The sequence below is a fragment of the Aquiflexum sp. genome (assembly GCF_041749095.1).
In the GTDB taxonomy this organism is placed as follows: Bacteria; Bacteroidota; Bacteroidia; order Cytophagales; family Cyclobacteriaceae; genus Aquiflexum.
This window is the reverse complement of record NZ_JBGTCA010000283.1, coordinates 1-14,607: the sequence shown is the minus strand read 5'-3', so window position 1 is coordinate 14,607 and position 14,607 is coordinate 1. Positions and strand designations below refer to the sequence as shown.

The 14,607-nt window shown below is 39.3% G+C and carries 11 protein-coding genes; 8 read left to right on the top strand and 3 right to left on the bottom strand.

Annotated elements, in window-relative coordinates:
* Positions 1 to 38 precede the first annotated feature (38 nt).
* The 7 genes from sufC to ACEW8O_RS13180 all read left to right on the top strand — a co-directional run bounded on the left by sufC (position 39) and on the right by ACEW8O_RS13180 (position 6,144).
* Complete coding sequence (gene sufC, locus ACEW8O_RS13210) at positions 39 to 800, top strand: Fe-S cluster assembly ATPase SufC (RefSeq protein ID WP_373495094.1); 762 nt, start codon at positions 39 to 41, stop codon at positions 798 to 800.
* 33 nt (positions 801 to 833) lie between these two features.
* Positions 834 to 2,111 carry a Fe-S cluster assembly protein SufD gene (sufD, locus tag ACEW8O_RS13205; RefSeq protein WP_373495093.1) on the top strand — a complete coding sequence of 426 codons (1,278 nt, stop codon included), beginning with the start codon at positions 834 to 836 and terminating at the stop codon, positions 2,109 to 2,111.
* A gap of 7 nt (positions 2,112 to 2,118) precedes the next feature.
* Positions 2,119 to 3,342, top strand: coding sequence for a SufS family cysteine desulfurase (locus ACEW8O_RS13200; RefSeq protein ID WP_373495092.1), 1,224 nt, complete (start codon positions 2,119 to 2,121; stop codon positions 3,340 to 3,342).
* Complete coding sequence (locus ACEW8O_RS13195) at positions 3,339 to 3,770, top strand: SufE family protein (protein ID WP_373495091.1); 432 nt, start codon at positions 3,339 to 3,341, stop codon at positions 3,768 to 3,770. Before ACEW8O_RS13200 ends, ACEW8O_RS13195 begins: the two co-directional genes overlap by 4 nt.
* Before the next feature lie 4 nt (positions 3,771 to 3,774).
* Positions 3,775 to 4,116: an SUF system Fe-S cluster assembly protein gene (locus ACEW8O_RS13190; protein ID WP_373495090.1), complete on the top strand. Its 342-nt coding sequence runs from the start codon at positions 3,775 to 3,777 to the stop codon at positions 4,114 to 4,116.
* 22 nt (positions 4,117 to 4,138) lie between these two features.
* Positions 4,139 to 4,558 (top strand): BrxA/BrxB family bacilliredoxin, encoded by a 420-nt coding sequence (locus ACEW8O_RS13185; RefSeq protein WP_373495089.1) that lies wholly within the window; start codon positions 4,139 to 4,141, stop codon positions 4,556 to 4,558.
* 299 nt (positions 4,559 to 4,857) lie between these two features.
* Positions 4,858 to 6,144, top strand: coding sequence for a citrate synthase (locus ACEW8O_RS13180; RefSeq protein WP_373495088.1), 1,287 nt, complete (start codon positions 4,858 to 4,860; stop codon positions 6,142 to 6,144).
* A 263-nt stretch (positions 6,145 to 6,407) separates the two neighbouring features.
* Here the strand turns inward: ACEW8O_RS13180 and ACEW8O_RS13175 are convergent, their stop codons facing one another.
* The 3 genes from ACEW8O_RS13175 to ACEW8O_RS13165 form a co-directional block, all read right to left on the bottom strand.
* Entirely contained in the window at positions 6,408 to 7,547 is a 1,140-nt protein-coding gene (locus ACEW8O_RS13175; RefSeq protein WP_373495087.1) for a DEAD/DEAH box helicase, read from the bottom strand.
* Between the two features lie 51 nt (positions 7,548 to 7,598).
* Positions 7,599 to 10,646 carry a PVC-type heme-binding CxxCH protein gene (locus ACEW8O_RS13170; RefSeq protein WP_373495086.1) on the bottom strand — a complete coding sequence of 1,016 codons (3,048 nt, stop codon included), beginning with the start codon at positions 10,644 to 10,646 and terminating at the stop codon, positions 7,599 to 7,601.
* Positions 10,647 to 10,740: 94 nt separating this feature from the next.
* A complete protein-coding gene (locus ACEW8O_RS13165; RefSeq protein ID WP_373495085.1) occupies positions 10,741 to 13,308 on the bottom strand; it encodes a family 20 glycosylhydrolase in 2,568 nt (855 codons plus the stop codon).
* 147 nt (positions 13,309 to 13,455) lie between these two features.
* On the opposite strand from ACEW8O_RS13165, the gene ACEW8O_RS13160 reads away from it, so the two are divergent.
* A partial coding sequence (locus tag ACEW8O_RS13160) for an adenylate/guanylate cyclase domain-containing protein (RefSeq protein ID WP_373495084.1) occupies positions 13,456 to 14,607 on the top strand: 1,152 nt, incomplete at its 3' end.

The following is a 14,607-nucleotide window of genomic DNA, read 5'->3' as shown; positions in this document are numbered from 1 at the left end:
AATTGAAGATTTAAAAATTTTAAAATTTTAAGATTGAAATGTTAGTCATAAAAAATTTACATGCTTCTATAGAAGGAGCCCCTATTTTAAAAGGAATTAATTTGGAAGTAAAAGCCGGTGAGGTTCATGCCATCATGGGTCCAAACGGCTCCGGCAAATCGACTTTGGCATCTGTATTGGCCGGAAGGGAAGAATATGTAGTGACAGAAGGCGAAGTTTTGTTCAAAGGAAAGAATCTTTTAGACCTGGCTCCTGAGGAAAGGGCAAGAGAAGGTGTGTTTTTGGCATTTCAATACCCTGTAGAAATCCCTGGAGTGAGTACGACCAATTTTCTTAGAACTGCTGTCAATCAGGTAAGAGAATACAGAGGACAGGAGCCTTTGGATGCTGTCAAATTTCTTTCTGTAATGAAAGAAAAGATGAAACTGGTAGAAATCGATCAGAAATTAATGAGCCGTTCTTTGAATGAAGGCTTTTCGGGTGGTGAAAAAAAGAGAAATGAAATCTTTCAAATGGCGATGTTGGAGCCTACATTGGCCGTTTTGGATGAAACGGATTCAGGCTTGGATATTGATGCGCTCAGGATTGTATCCAATGGAGTCAACCAACTCAAATCTTCCGAAACGGCTACAATCGTAGTGACACACTATCAAAGGTTACTTGATTATATTATTCCTGATTTTGTACATGTATTGCACGATGGCAGGATTGTAAAGTCCGGCACCAAAGACCTTGCCCTGGAGCTGGAAGAAAAAGGATACGATTGGATCAAAGAGGAAGCGAATACCACCTCCGTCTAATTGTCTTTTCCATATCTCAATCTCAAATTATCCATGACTACCCTAACTAAAAATAAAATTACCGAGCTGTTTCTGAATCATGCTCCTTCTTTTGGTACATTTCCTCAAATCAGAGAAAAAGGAAGATCATTAATTATAGAAAACGGTTTACCCGCACTAAAAGAGGAAGAATATAAATTTACTTCCATCAGTAAAAAACTTGAACAATCAATTGATGATTTTTCTCCTTCCACAAGGTCTGAATTTATCCGGGAAATTGTTCTATCCCATGTATTTGAAGGATTTGACGGAGACCTTTTGGTGTTCAACAATGGACATTATGACAAAACTCTTTCATCCGTTAACCAATCGGGACTCGAAGTTTCTACACTGATTGATTCAGTTCAGGCATCATTGGGAAAAATAGCCAAATCTGAAAAAGATCCTTTTGTCAGCTTGAATGATATTTATTTTGAGGATGGTATTTTCATAAAAGTGAAGAAAAATCAGAAAATTGAAAAGCCTGTTTTTTTCCTTTTCTTTAATAAAACCAACCAAGGCCAAGTCATCAGTCCGAGAATTCTGATCGAAGTAGAGGAAAATGCAGAGGTCTCTTTTTTGGAAAATACAATTTCACTGGATGAGTCTTCCTACTTTAGTAATGTGGTTACAGAAATTAAGGTAGAACAGAATGCCCATGTACATTATGACAGGCTTCAATCCCAAAACAGGAAATCCATTTTAGTCAATAACTTCGAGACTGATGTTCATAGGGATGCCTCCTTTACTTCATTAGTGGTATCATTATCAGGAGATATGGTCAGAAATAACCTGAGTCTAAATCTCTTGGACTCGGGTTGTGAAGGCAATATGTATGGACTTTATCTTTTGAATGGCAAAACCCATGTTGACAATCATACCAATGTTGACCATACAAAACCACATTCCGAATCAAACGAACTCTATAAAGGGATATTGGCAGACAGTTCAAGAGGGGTCTTCAACGGTAAAATATTTGTCCGTCAGGATGCGCAAAAGACAAATGCCTTTCAACAAAACAACAATATCCTTCTTTCTGATGACGCAACTGTCAACACCAAACCTCAATTGGAGATTTGGGCAGATGATGTAAAATGTTCTCATGGTTGTACCACAGGTCAACTTGATGAAGAAGCACTATTCTACCTACGCGCTAGAGGTTTGGGAAAAGAGCAGGCAAAAGGTATGCTTTTATATGCCTTTGCAGGTGAGGTTTTGGAACATGTGTCCGATGAAAGCTTTAAAAAGTATTTGACCGGAATTGTTCAGGAAAGATTGGGCAGTAATTTTTGATTGAAATATGCCCATAAACACAGATAAAATAAGAAGTTTATTTCCTGTCCTTCATCAAGAGGTCAATGGAAAGCCTTTGATTTATTTGGACAATGCCGCTACTACCCAAAAACCTCAGGCAGTATTGGACGCATTGACTAACTATTACCAGCACGACAATTCCAATATACACAGAGGTGCACATACTTTGGCTGACAGAGCTACAAGGTATTTTGAAAAAACCCGTACTGTCATCAAAGAATTTATAAACGCCAAAGAAGAAGGGGAAATAATTTTCACCAAAGGCACCACTGAAAGTATCAATTTGGTTGCAGCTACATTTGGCAGGAAATTCATTACCAAAGGTGATGAGATCCTTATATCCACTATGGAGCATCATTCCAATATTGTTCCCTGGCAAATGCTCTGTGAAGAAAAAGAAGCTATATTAAAGATCATTCCCATCAATGATTCCGGGGAAATTCTCATGGATGAGTTTGATAGTCTCCTGAATGAAAAGACCAAATTGGTCAGTATAGTACATGTATCCAATGCATTGGGCACTATCAACCCTGTAAAGGAAATCATCAAAAAGGCACACCAAGTTGGGGCAAAAGTACTTTTGGATGGCGCACAATCCACGAGCCATCTTGATGTAGATGTACAGGATCTGGACTGCGACTTTTTGGCCTTTTCTGCCCACAAGCTTTATGGACCTACAGGATTGGGGGTTCTTTATGGCAAAAGGAATATTCTCGAATCCATGCCACCATATCAGGGAGGTGGAGAAATGATAAAAGAAGTGACCTTCGCAAAAACAACATACAATGATATACCCTTTAAATTTGAGGCCGGAACACCGAATATTGCCGATGTGATCGCTTTTCAAAAAGCATTGGAATTTATCAATAAACTTGGTAAATCTGATATCAAGAAACACGAGGATGATCTGTTAAGTTATGCCACTGACCTCCTTGGAGAAATACAAGGTTTTATTCCTGTAGGTACTGCGAAAGAAAAAGTAAGTGTTATCTCATTCAATATCAAAGGAATGCACCCTTTTGATGTAGGGATGATGCTTGATGCTAACGGGATTGCAGTTCGGACAGGGCATCATTGTACACAACCCTTGATGCAAAGATTTGGAATCGAGGGAACCGTAAGAGCTTCATTTTCTGTTTACAATACCGAATCAGAAATAGATCAATTAGCAGCTTCTGTTGCGAAAATTGCAAAAATCAAGAATAAATGAGCAGTATTCAGGATATTCAAAATGAGATCATAGAGGAATTTGACATCCTTGGAGACGATAAGGAATCGACCATATATTACATCATGGAACTTGGTGCTCAACTGCCTGAGTTTCCTGAATCAGAAAGGATAGAAGAAAATATCATCAAAGGCTGCCAATCAAAAGTTTGGTTGACTACCCAAGAAGATGAAGACAAAATAATCTTTCTTGCTGATTCAAATACTGATATTACCAAAGGTTTGATCAGTCTATTGATCAGGGTTTTATCAGGAAGAAAACCTCAGGAAATCCTTCAAGCACAGCTTGATTTTATAGATAAAATAGGGATGGGAAATATCATCGGATCCCAAAGGTCCAATGGATTGGCTGCCATGATCAAACAAATGAAACTGTATGCTTTGGCATATCAGACCAAACAAACTATCTGAAAAAATGACCGAATCTACATCAGAAAATATTGAAATATCCACTCAGGAACTCAAAGACAAAGTCGTCAATGCCATCAAACAGGTATATGACCCTGAGATTCCTGTAGATGTATATGAATTGGGGTTGATTTATGAAATCAGTGTCTATCCGGTCAACAATGTATATGTAATGATGACATTGACTTCGCCAAACTGTCCCGCTGCGGAGTTTATACCTTCAGAAGTAAAAGAAAAAATCCAGCAAATTCAAGGCGTCAATCATGTCGAATTGGAGCTTACTTTTGACCCTCCATATTCTCAGGACATGATGTCTGAGGCCGCTAAATTAGAATTAGGTTTTCTATAAGAATAATTAAAATAAGAACAATATGTATCCAGAGGAACTCATTGCACCCATGCGTGCAGAATTGACAAACGTAGGATTCCAGGAATTCAGAACATCCGAAGAAGTGGACAGTCATTTGAAAGACCACAAAGGCACCACATTGATAGTCATCAACTCAGTATGTGGTTGCGCAGCAGGTGCAGCAAGACCGGGTGTAAGGTATGCATTGGATCAAAGTCCAAATAAACCTGACGTATTGGCCACGGTTTTTGCCGGTAATGACGCTGAGGCAGTAGCAAAAGTAAGGCAACACCATTTACCCTACCCTCCTTCTTCTCCTGCTATGGCTTTGTTCAAAGATGGTGAATTGGTTCACTTTATCGAAAGACATCACATTGAGGGCAGAAACGCCAAAATGATAGGTGACCACCTTATTGAGGTTTTTGAACATTTCTGTATTTAAAAAATGCCCTTCGGGGCTTTTTTTCTGCTAAAAAAATATAGTACCATAATTATTCCCTTCCAAAATTATAATGGGAATGATTTTTATTTGCTTTCAAATTATTATGATTTAAAGCAGTGGTCTATTCATTGATTGATCATAAAAGTTTTTCCCATATCCTTTTTTTGTCAACACATACACTGTAATTTGGGTTATTGATATAATAAAACATTTAAAAAACGCCTTAATTCACTAACTTAAGCACTTTAATTAAGTTAGATCAATTTAAACAATAATCTGAAAAATAAAATAATATACTTATGTCTGAAATTGCTAAGTTATCATATGGAGGAAAGGATTTTGAACTTCCCATTGTAGAAGGTACTGAAAATGAAAAAGCTATCGATATAGCCAAACTCAGGGGTCAGTCCGGGCTAATCACCATTGACCCGGGATTTAAAAACACTGGATCTACCACAAGTGCAATTACTTTTTTAGATGGGGAACTTGGCATCCTCAGGTATAGAGGTTATAGAATAGAGGACTTAGCGGAAAAATCAACTTTTCTGGAAGTGGCATATTTGCTTATCTATGGAGAATTGCCTTCCCAATCAGAATATGAAAAGTTTACTAGGGAAATAACCACACATACTTTAGTCCATGAGGATATCAAAAAAATACTTGATGGATTCCCTTCCAATTCACATCCTATGGGTGTACTTTCTTCTTTGATCTGTTCGTTGACAGCATTTTATCCTGAGTCTTTGGATCCTAACAGAAATGAAGCAGAAGTAAATCTGAGCATCGTCAGACTATTGGCCAAAATGCCAACATTCGCTGCCTGGGCCTATAAAAACGAGGTTGGACACCCGGTCAATTATCCGGACAACAGCTTGGATTATTGTTCCAATTTTATGAAAATGATGTTTGCCCTACCGGCAGAAATTTATGATGCTGATCCTATTGTGGCCAAAGCACTTGATCAATTGTTGATTTTGCATGCAGACCATGAGCAAAATTGCTCCACTTCCACAGTCAGGATTGTAGGCTCATCTCAGGCAAGTATATACGCTTCCATTTCAGCAGGCATCAATGCTCTTTGGGGTCCATTGCATGGCGGTGCCAACCAAGCCGTCATTGAAATGCTGGAATCCATCAAGAATGATGGTGGTGATACCAAAAAATTCCTGAACAAAGCAAAAGACAAAGATGATAATTTTAGGTTGATGGGTTTTGGTCATCGGGTTTACAAAAATTTTGACCCAAGGGCAAAAATCATCAAAAAAGCAGCAGATGATGTTCTATCAAAATTGGGGGTAGACGATCCTGTTTTGGATATTGCCAAAGAACTGGAATATGCCGCCTTGAATGACCAATATTTTGTGGACAGAAAACTTTATCCCAATGTGGATTTCTACTCAGGTATTATATATAGAGCTTTAGGTATCCCAACGGACATGTTCACCGTTCTTTTTGCAATGGGACGTCTTCCCGGATGGATTGCACAGTGGAAAGAAATGAGACAAAACGGTGAACCTATAGGAAGGCCACGTCAAATTTATACCGGTGCCAATGAAAGAGATTATGTCTCAATGAATAGAAGATAATATAACTAATTATTTAACTACAAGCTCTGAACTCTATTTCAATGGATGATTTCAGAGCTTTTTTTATTCCCCAAAAATATCGCAGGCAAGTGGGAATTAATAAAGAAATTGCTAAGTGTCCGATGACCTACGGAAGAAGGAAGTTTACCAAACATCCTGCATCAAACACACTTCTTTTCAATCTAAGTTCTTTTCTCCCTGAACCTCGGTGGAGGCTTCTTGGTTTTTCTTCCTACTTCCTTCCACCTGAATAAAAAAACAAATCACCTCCTAAAATCCAGATTCACGGAATCTATCATTTCCACCCTCCTGCCCATTTTTTTCTGAATAACTTTAAAGTGGTGTTCTTCTTCCTCTGAAACCAATGAAATAGCCTCTCCTTCACTTCCTGCCCTTCCTGTCCTGCCTATCCTGTGGATATAATACTTTGGTGATCTTGGCAATTCATAATTGACAACATGGGGTAAAAATTTGATATCTATCCCTCGTGCAGCTAAGTCAGTTGCCACAAGAACCCTGATTTTCCCTGCCTTGAATTTGGTCAATGAATCGGTTCTGGCACCTTGGCTTTTATCTCCATGAAATGCAATTGCTTCAATTCCATGCTTTTTGAGTTTGTTGGCAACATTGTCGGCTGTTCTTATTGAGGAGGCAAATACCAATACCTGCTGCCAATTACCTTCCTGGATCAAATGACGCAATAAGGGTCCTTTATATTCCATGGGCACCAAATAAGCGGATTGGGAAATCAGTTCCGGTGCAATCTTATCCTGTTCGATTTCGATCTTGACAGGATGATGAAGAAGCTTATTGATCAATTCCTCCACGGATTCCTCCATGGTTGCGGAGAAAAGGATATTCTGTCTTTTTTTGGGAAGCCTGGAAAGTATTTCATCCACCTCCAATTTAAATCCAAGATTCAAAACCTTATCCGCCTCATCGAGGACCAATATCTGTAATTTATCCAGTTGAATGGAATTTCGGGCTACCAAGTCCAACAACCTTCCCGGTGTGGCCACCAAAATCTCCGTGGCATGAAGATTCATCATTTGGGGATTGATGGAAACACCGCCAAAAACCGCCATGGTTTTTATCCTTCTCGGTAAAAACTCAGAAAAGACCTTGACCACTTCCTGAACCTGGGCTGCAAGTTCCCGGGTAGGCACAATCACCAATACGGGAATATCCCTGTTTTGGGGAACATCTTTTTCCAACAGCATCTGAAGGATGGGTAAGACGTAAGAAGCTGTTTTCCCCGAACCTGTCGGGGCAATGCCCAACAAATCTTTTTTCTGAAGGATAGCCGGAATGGCCTGTAACTGAATAGGATAAGGGCTGTCATATTTGGCTTTGCGGATCGCTGCCAATAATTTTTCTGACAACCCAAGTGAATCAAATGTCATGCAATCATATTTTGGACAAAGGTAGGTTTAAATGCCTATTAATTTGTCCTCTTAGGATTTCTTCTTCAAACTCATCAAATATTCCAACAAATCCACCATTTCCTCCGCTGTCATTCCTCTTTCCAGGCCTGCCGGCATCATGGAATTTTCCATTTGTTCGATGGAGGCTATATCAGAGGTCTTAAGGCTGACTGAGGTACCCCCGGGCATTTTCAATTCCAAATCTGTTTCTGTCCTACTACTTATAATACCGCCATAGGTATTGCCATCTTTAGTCTTCAAAATCTGCCCTTCATATCCAAAACTGATGCCTGCATCGGGATGGATGATGGCAATATATTGCGCTTCCCTGGAGAGTTTACTTCCTATCTCAGTCAATTTAGGTCCAAAATCCTTTCCTTCTTCACCAACTTGATGACAAATAGCACAGCTATTATTAAAAACAGTTTTACCATTTTCTACTTCTCCGGTCATAGCCATCAATTCATTCATCGGCGGAAGGTCACTTCCTTCACCATTCCCCAAATAATTGGCAGCTTCCAGCCTTACTGTCCTTCTCCAAGCCCTACTTAATCCATTCACTGCAGAAGCTTTGAGATTGTCAGGGAATTTTTCTTCCCTCAATAATTCCAAAACTCTATCCTCCCCTGAGTAACTCGCTCCCAATGCCGAAGCTGCTTCCCTCCTGACATTGATAGGACGGTTTACATCAAATGCTACATTCTCCAAAAGATCTATGGATTCCTTCGTACCAATGCCCCTAAGCGACACCATCATATCAATGACAACTTTTTCCTCTTTACTTTTTAATTTCCCAACTATCAAATCCTTACCGCCAAGTTGCATCAAAGTAGAAGCTGCATTTCTGCCCAGGTTATTCCCACTGTTTTGGATTGCCAAATCCAGGAGTTTTGCATTGTATTCCTTCAAACCAAATTTACCGACCAACTCCACATACTCCTGTTTCCCTTCGGAATAAGTGATCAAATCCCTTAAAGCAGCCATGGCCACAGATGACCTTTTGGTATATTGGGGATCCAAATGAGCAATGACCAATTTGTTGATTTCTTGTTGATCGGATTCTTTATTGTTCAGCATATTGATCAATGCCTTGGATTTACCTTCCACATCGGGATTAAAGTCAAATGCCCTGAAATATCTTAACCTATTTTCCAATGGTTCATCCTGTGCAACTGCCAAAGAGGCCAACATCGGTATGGAGGCTCCGGTCCTAGATCTCCAAATGATATCCTGATTTGCTCTTTCTCTTAAATCGGCATCTCCTACCGCATCTTTCCAAGCTGCAAAATAAGTATCCCACTGATTATGGGCACCAATGCCCAAAGCCTCCAAATACCACCTGTCTTCCCCATCATGTAGCATGGCAAGCTTTGCCCATAGTCCGGGGGATTCTGGAGATGGGTGAAAGCGAAGTGCAATTGCAGCTTCTCTTCTAACTTGTGGATCTTTACTGTCGGACAATTTGGCTATGATTGGAATCAGATCCAAATCAAGTTGCCGGGCTGCCCTAAGGCCTGCTATCTGAATATCAGGGTTTGAATCTTTGATGGCCATGTCCACATATTTCTGTCCTTTCCCTTCCATTTTGGCCAATACCCAAAAAGCCCTTGCTCTCATTCTTGGATTTTCATGGTTTGCAAACATCTCTGCCAAGCCTTTTTCTGCCTGAGACCCAAAATTCTGAAGGGCCATCCAAGCCTGATATCGCCAGGAAAGGTTGGGATTCTGCAACGCATCCAATGCACCTTTGACATTTGAAAGATCATAATTAGGAATTTTGTAAGGGGTCTTGGGAGGTGCGATTCTAAAAATCCTTCCTCTAATCAAATCACCCACCTGATGACCACCGACTCCCGGGTCATACCAGTCTGCGACAAAGAGAGACCCGTCCGGTGCTATACAAACATCCGAAGGTCTGAACCATTGATTCTGATCTCCTACCATAATATTGACGATTTCTGCCGAATAGCCTGCACCGTCCTTTTTGACAGGATAGGATCTTACCACATTTGGACCTGCATCAACATGGATCATTTGATCCCAAAATACCTCAGGAAGCAATCTCCCTTCGTAAACCAAAATACCTGTAGGTGACCCTGCCCCTGTCTGTAAAAGGTTGGGTACCACACCAGGATCATTCAAATGCCAATGCTGAAGAGGAATTTCTTTTTCTTTGTTGGTTCTGTTTGCAGTCCAACTTGCATTGGTCATTTCATCTTTGTATCCGTAGTTACCGAACTCCATGACATAGTTGATCCTCACTCCTTGATTGCCATCATCATCATTATCAGACTGCCAAAGAGTACCATAAGAATCCACTGCCACCTCATAGTTGTTCCTGAAATTCTGCCCTAACACCTCAATGTTAGTAAAGTCTGTATTGCACCTGAAGACCAAACCTTGTTTGAAATTTTGGGTATTTATTTCAACTCCATGTATGTCCTTGACAATCTGATTGTTTTTATCTCTCAATTGGCCACCTGAATTGCCAAAGTTGAAATAAAACTTTCCATCCGGTCCAAACACAAAAGCATGCATACCATGGTCATGCTGTTCACCGGAAATCCCCTGAAAAATGATTTCCTTTTTATCTGCCTTATCATCCCCATTGGTATCTGTAAACATCCACACATAAGGGCTTTGCGAAACGATGACCTGATTGCCCATTACCCAGATTCCCAAAGGAGCATTGATCTCAGGCCCCTGATAGAAGACCGTGCTTTTATCATGGACACCATCATTATTGGTATCTTCCAAAATCACAATTCTGTCCCCTTCGGGATTGATTTCATTTCCCGTGATCTCCGGGCGGTAATTATAAGCTTCCAGCACCCAAACTCTACCTCTATGGTCAATATCAATATTTGTTGGGTTGGTGATAGTAGGTTCAGAGGCAAAAAGTTTTGCCTCCAATCCTTCTGCAATGGTTATTCCGGAAAGGGCAAATTCAGGTAAGTGCCTTTCCTCTTCGGTCAATGTTTCAAAATCCGGAATTATGACAGGTTGGTTACAGGAATAGAAAGAGAAAAACCCGGCCGTCATTAAGGCCAGGAGAATCAGTTTAACAGGTTTTTTCATAATTGGTTATTTTGGGAAAATTGGGGTGTATTTAATGTCTAAAGATAATCTTCTTTATGTAATAGGTGTTGGTTTCATCAAAAAAAATGGCGGTTCAATTATCCTTTTGAAGGCAAGTAGAAGTCTCTCCTGCATGACCGGCCGGTGTGAATACCCTGACTTTGGTATTGCCCTCTATCGGCATGGGTGCGGAATATTCGGGAGAATTCATATCCGGTTCAGTTCCATTTTTGGTGTACCTTATGATGAGGCCGGGGGTTTCAACGTTTACGTGCATCAGTCCATCATGAACCAAAGTTCCGGGCTTTGGTAACCTGACATTGAAGCCCCCGAATAAATAGTCCAACCTTGGGATTTCCCTTTGACCTACCGCATTTGCAAACCTGTTCCAATCCTTTTCCCTTTCTGCAATCCTGTTCTCAGTATTTTCAATCGAGGTCCAACTTGGGTCAACTGCCCAGGCCCTTTCTACCAATCCCAGCATTTTGGGCAGCAGAAAATATTCCATCATGTCCTGACCTTTGACTGTTTCTGTCCAAAGTTGCCCTTGAATTCCTTTGATGTTTTTTTTACCCCTTTCGTCAAGCTTTACTTTTCCTTTTGCCAGTTCGACAGGGTCAATAGGTCTTCCATACATGTCTTTTTCATTGGATATAAAATGATTCAGGGGAACTGTTCTCCATGATGTATTTAAGTCCACATATCCGGACCACTGATGGCCGGGTTCGTCAGGATCCATATTATAGGCCAAGTCAAAGTAAATATTGGAAGAATTACAGACAATCACCTCATATCCGGCATTTGCCAATTGGTAAGCCATGTCCTCACCTCCCCAACCTGCGACTGAATTCCAGGCATAAACCCTGAAATTTTTATCAGCAAATTCAGGATTTGGTCTTGAAACTTCTTTTCCATTTTCCTTTACCATCTTTTGCCCTATTTCTTCCCATCCTGCAACTTGAAGTCCTCTGTCTTCAAAGATTTTATTGACTCTTCTATAAAAATAATTGGTCAAATCCTCAATACTATCTATTCCTTCATTCTTTGAGATAAAATCAGCACAAACCGGTGACGCTGACCAGGCACCATGAGGAACTTCATCCCCACCGGTATGGAAGGTATTCAATGGAACTCCAGCAGATTGATACCTTGCGATCATTTCATCGACTATTTTTTCATAAAAATTATAAGTAGATTCCTGACAGATACACAGGGTATTTCCCCGAAAATTCTGTGCAGAGAGATATTCTGACCTGTCCTCAAAATCCTCCAGCAAGTACTCCAAGGCAGCATCCATATCATTGTCTTTTTTATCATGGTAGCGTTTTCGCATAGCAATGATGGCTGCCCTTGAATGTCCGGGAACTCCCAATTCAGGAATTACCTCAATATGCCTGTCATGGGCATACTTCAGAATCTCTTCAAAATCAGAAATGGAATAATAGCCCGTTCCATTTGGAGAATTTTCATAATCAGGACCTGAACCATAATATGGCCAAAGGAAATTTTTCTCATCCCTTGAAAACCCCCTTTTGCTTCCCACATCGATCAGTTCCGGCAAGCCGGGGATTTCAATCCTCCAACCTTCATCATTGACCAAGTTGAAATGAAATACATTCAATTTATAAAATGCCATCAAATCCAAGAGTTTCATGACCGCTTCTTTGGTCTGGAAATTTCGTGCTACATCCAAAAACAATCCTCTGTATGGAAAACGGGGTTCATCTACGATCTTGATTTTTGGGACAATTAACTCAGTCTGGGGTTCTTTGAAATTATCAACAGGAAGCAAAGCCAATAAGGACTGAACAGCATAAAAAACACCTTTGGGATGATTTGCCTGTATCTGAATATTATCTGATATTTCCAATTGGTAACCTTCAGTATTCTTGATGGATGGATTTTTTTTGATCTGGATTAATGCATCAGATGATGTTTTAGCTGAAACCTTTCCCGTGAATGTAGATTTTAGCCTATTGATCAAAAAATCAGCTTCCTTGGAAAATTCCTCTTCAAAGGATATTCCAAAATCACCGCTAATTTCCAATTCCCCTTCACTCCATTCCAGACTTTTGGGTGTGGGAATGATGGGGGAAAATTCCCTTTTGGTCAATAAGGTAAGTCCTTTTGATTGTTCAAATAAATTCCTCCCAACCGGTATAGGAAGCGAAGTACCCTCTGCCATTTTGTATAACTCACCTAAGCTGAATTCTTTTACTGTATAATTATTGATTGGATGTCCCATCTCTTCTTCACCAAAGACCATAAAAATCCTATTAGGAGCATGACTGTTTTTGACAAGGAAATTGTCCGATTGATAAGAAAAAGAATAGCTTTGATCAGGCCTTAAAAGAGGGAAATCCAGAGTTGGCTTTATTCTGAAAAAATCACCTGACAAATGTTCTACCAATATATTTTCATCTAAACTCTTGGGGTTCACCGATAGGAAAACAGTATTAAAATAAATTTCCCAATCAGGATGTAAAAATGTTTTTCCGCTATTGGTAATGGTAAACTTTGCAGTATGGGACTGATTTGGCTGTGCGTTGTTTTCTTCCAGTTCCCAACTTAGAAATATATCTTCTACATTGATTTCATTTTTGGAGGATTGGCATGAAAAATAAAGGAGTGATAAGGACAGAAATAGTATTCGATAATTCATAATCCATAGCTTTTGACCTCAATATAATATTTTATCTTTTGGAACAAAACAAACACTATGGGAAGTGTTGGGATTTTTATCACAAAAAAAATAACCTATCTTAACCTTCAGGAACTCAAAATTTAAAATTACAATTTTTTTACAATTATGAAAGAAGATCTGAAAAAGACGAAAACTGCGATTCTGTTTTCAGATATCGTAGGTTACACGGCATTAATGGGTGAAGACCAGGATCTGGCTTTTGAGCTTGTCAATAATAACCTAAAAGTTCATCAGGAAATTTTGGCCAAATACAACGGGAAGCTGATCAAAGAATTGGGTGATGGCATATTATGTTCGTTCACTGATTCCCATGATGCTGTTGTTGCCGCTTATGAACTGCAGAAACATTACATTAAAACCAAAGAATTAAGCCTAAGGATTGGAATACATTACGGAGAAGTAATTTTGGACAGGAATGATGTATTTGGGGATGCAGTAAATATAGCTTCTAGGTTGCAGACATTAGGGCTGCCAGGGTCTGTTCTTTTTTCGAAAAAAATTCAAGAAAGTATTGGAGAATCTGCAACTTTTAAAGTTGTTTCGAAAGGGCTTTTCAAATTAAAAAATGTAAAAGATCCCCTAGAAATATTTGCATTGGCAAACGAAGGGTTGAAGATTCCCAAAAGAGGGGAAATGTTAAAATTGCTTGAGAGCCGAATGAGAAAGTTTATGGTTGGAGCAGTTATATTTTTAACTATTTGTTTGACTGGATTTTTGATTTATCACAACATATATATCAAACAATTTACTGAGATTGAAATTAAATCTATTGCTGTACTACCATTTAGCCAAATCAACGAAGGAGATGAAAATATTAGAATTTCAGATGGATTGACTCTTGATTTAATCTCTCACTTATCGCCAATATCCTCTTTGAGAATAATCTCAAAATCAAGTTCAGATACTTACAGGGAAAGTGATGAATCTCTCGAGCTAATAGCTGAAAACCTTCAAGTCCAATATTTGCTACATGGACATTTGAAAAATTCCAAAGACTCAATTTTTGTCCATGCAGAACTTTATGATTCTTATAATAAGGAAACTATCTGGCAGGGATTTTTAAAATCGGAGAGAGCAAACTTTTACCAGATATACAGCCAATTACTTAAAAATGTGGTTTCAGAGATTGGACTTAAACTGACTCCAGAAGAGACAATTCAATTAGAGAAATTATATACAAAAAATATCAGTGCTTTTGATTATTATTTGTTGGGGAGAGAATATTTCTATAAATATAATATTCATCTGAACCAATTT

Bases quoted from the DNA above. Each gene is read 5' to 3' on its own strand.
- sufC (WP_373495094.1), top strand. From the start codon at position 39: ATGTTAGTCATAAAAAATTTACATGCTTCTATAGAAGGAGCCCCTATT.
- ACEW8O_RS13200 (WP_373495092.1), top strand. From the start codon at position 2,119: ATGCCCATAAACACAGATAAAATAAGAAGTTTATTTCCTGTCCTTCAT.
- ACEW8O_RS13195 (WP_373495091.1), top strand. From the start codon at position 3,339: ATGAGCAGTATTCAGGATATTCAAAATGAGATCATAGAGGAATTTGAC.
- ACEW8O_RS13165 (WP_373495085.1), bottom strand. From the start codon at position 13,308: ATGAATTATCGAATACTATTTCTGTCCTTATCACTCCTTTATTTTTCA.
- ACEW8O_RS13190 (WP_373495090.1), top strand. From the start codon at position 3,775: ATGACCGAATCTACATCAGAAAATATTGAAATATCCACTCAGGAACTC.
- ACEW8O_RS13170 (WP_373495086.1), bottom strand. From the start codon at position 10,646: ATGAAAAAACCTGTTAAACTGATTCTCCTGGCCTTAATGACGGCCGGG.
- sufD (WP_373495093.1), top strand. From the start codon at position 834: ATGACTACCCTAACTAAAAATAAAATTACCGAGCTGTTTCTGAATCAT.
- ACEW8O_RS13175 (WP_373495087.1), bottom strand. From the start codon at position 7,547: ATGACATTTGATTCACTTGGGTTGTCAGAAAAATTATTGGCAGCGATC.
- ACEW8O_RS13180 (WP_373495088.1), top strand. From the start codon at position 4,858: ATGTCTGAAATTGCTAAGTTATCATATGGAGGAAAGGATTTTGAACTT.
- ACEW8O_RS13185 (WP_373495089.1), top strand. From the start codon at position 4,139: ATGTATCCAGAGGAACTCATTGCACCCATGCGTGCAGAATTGACAAAC.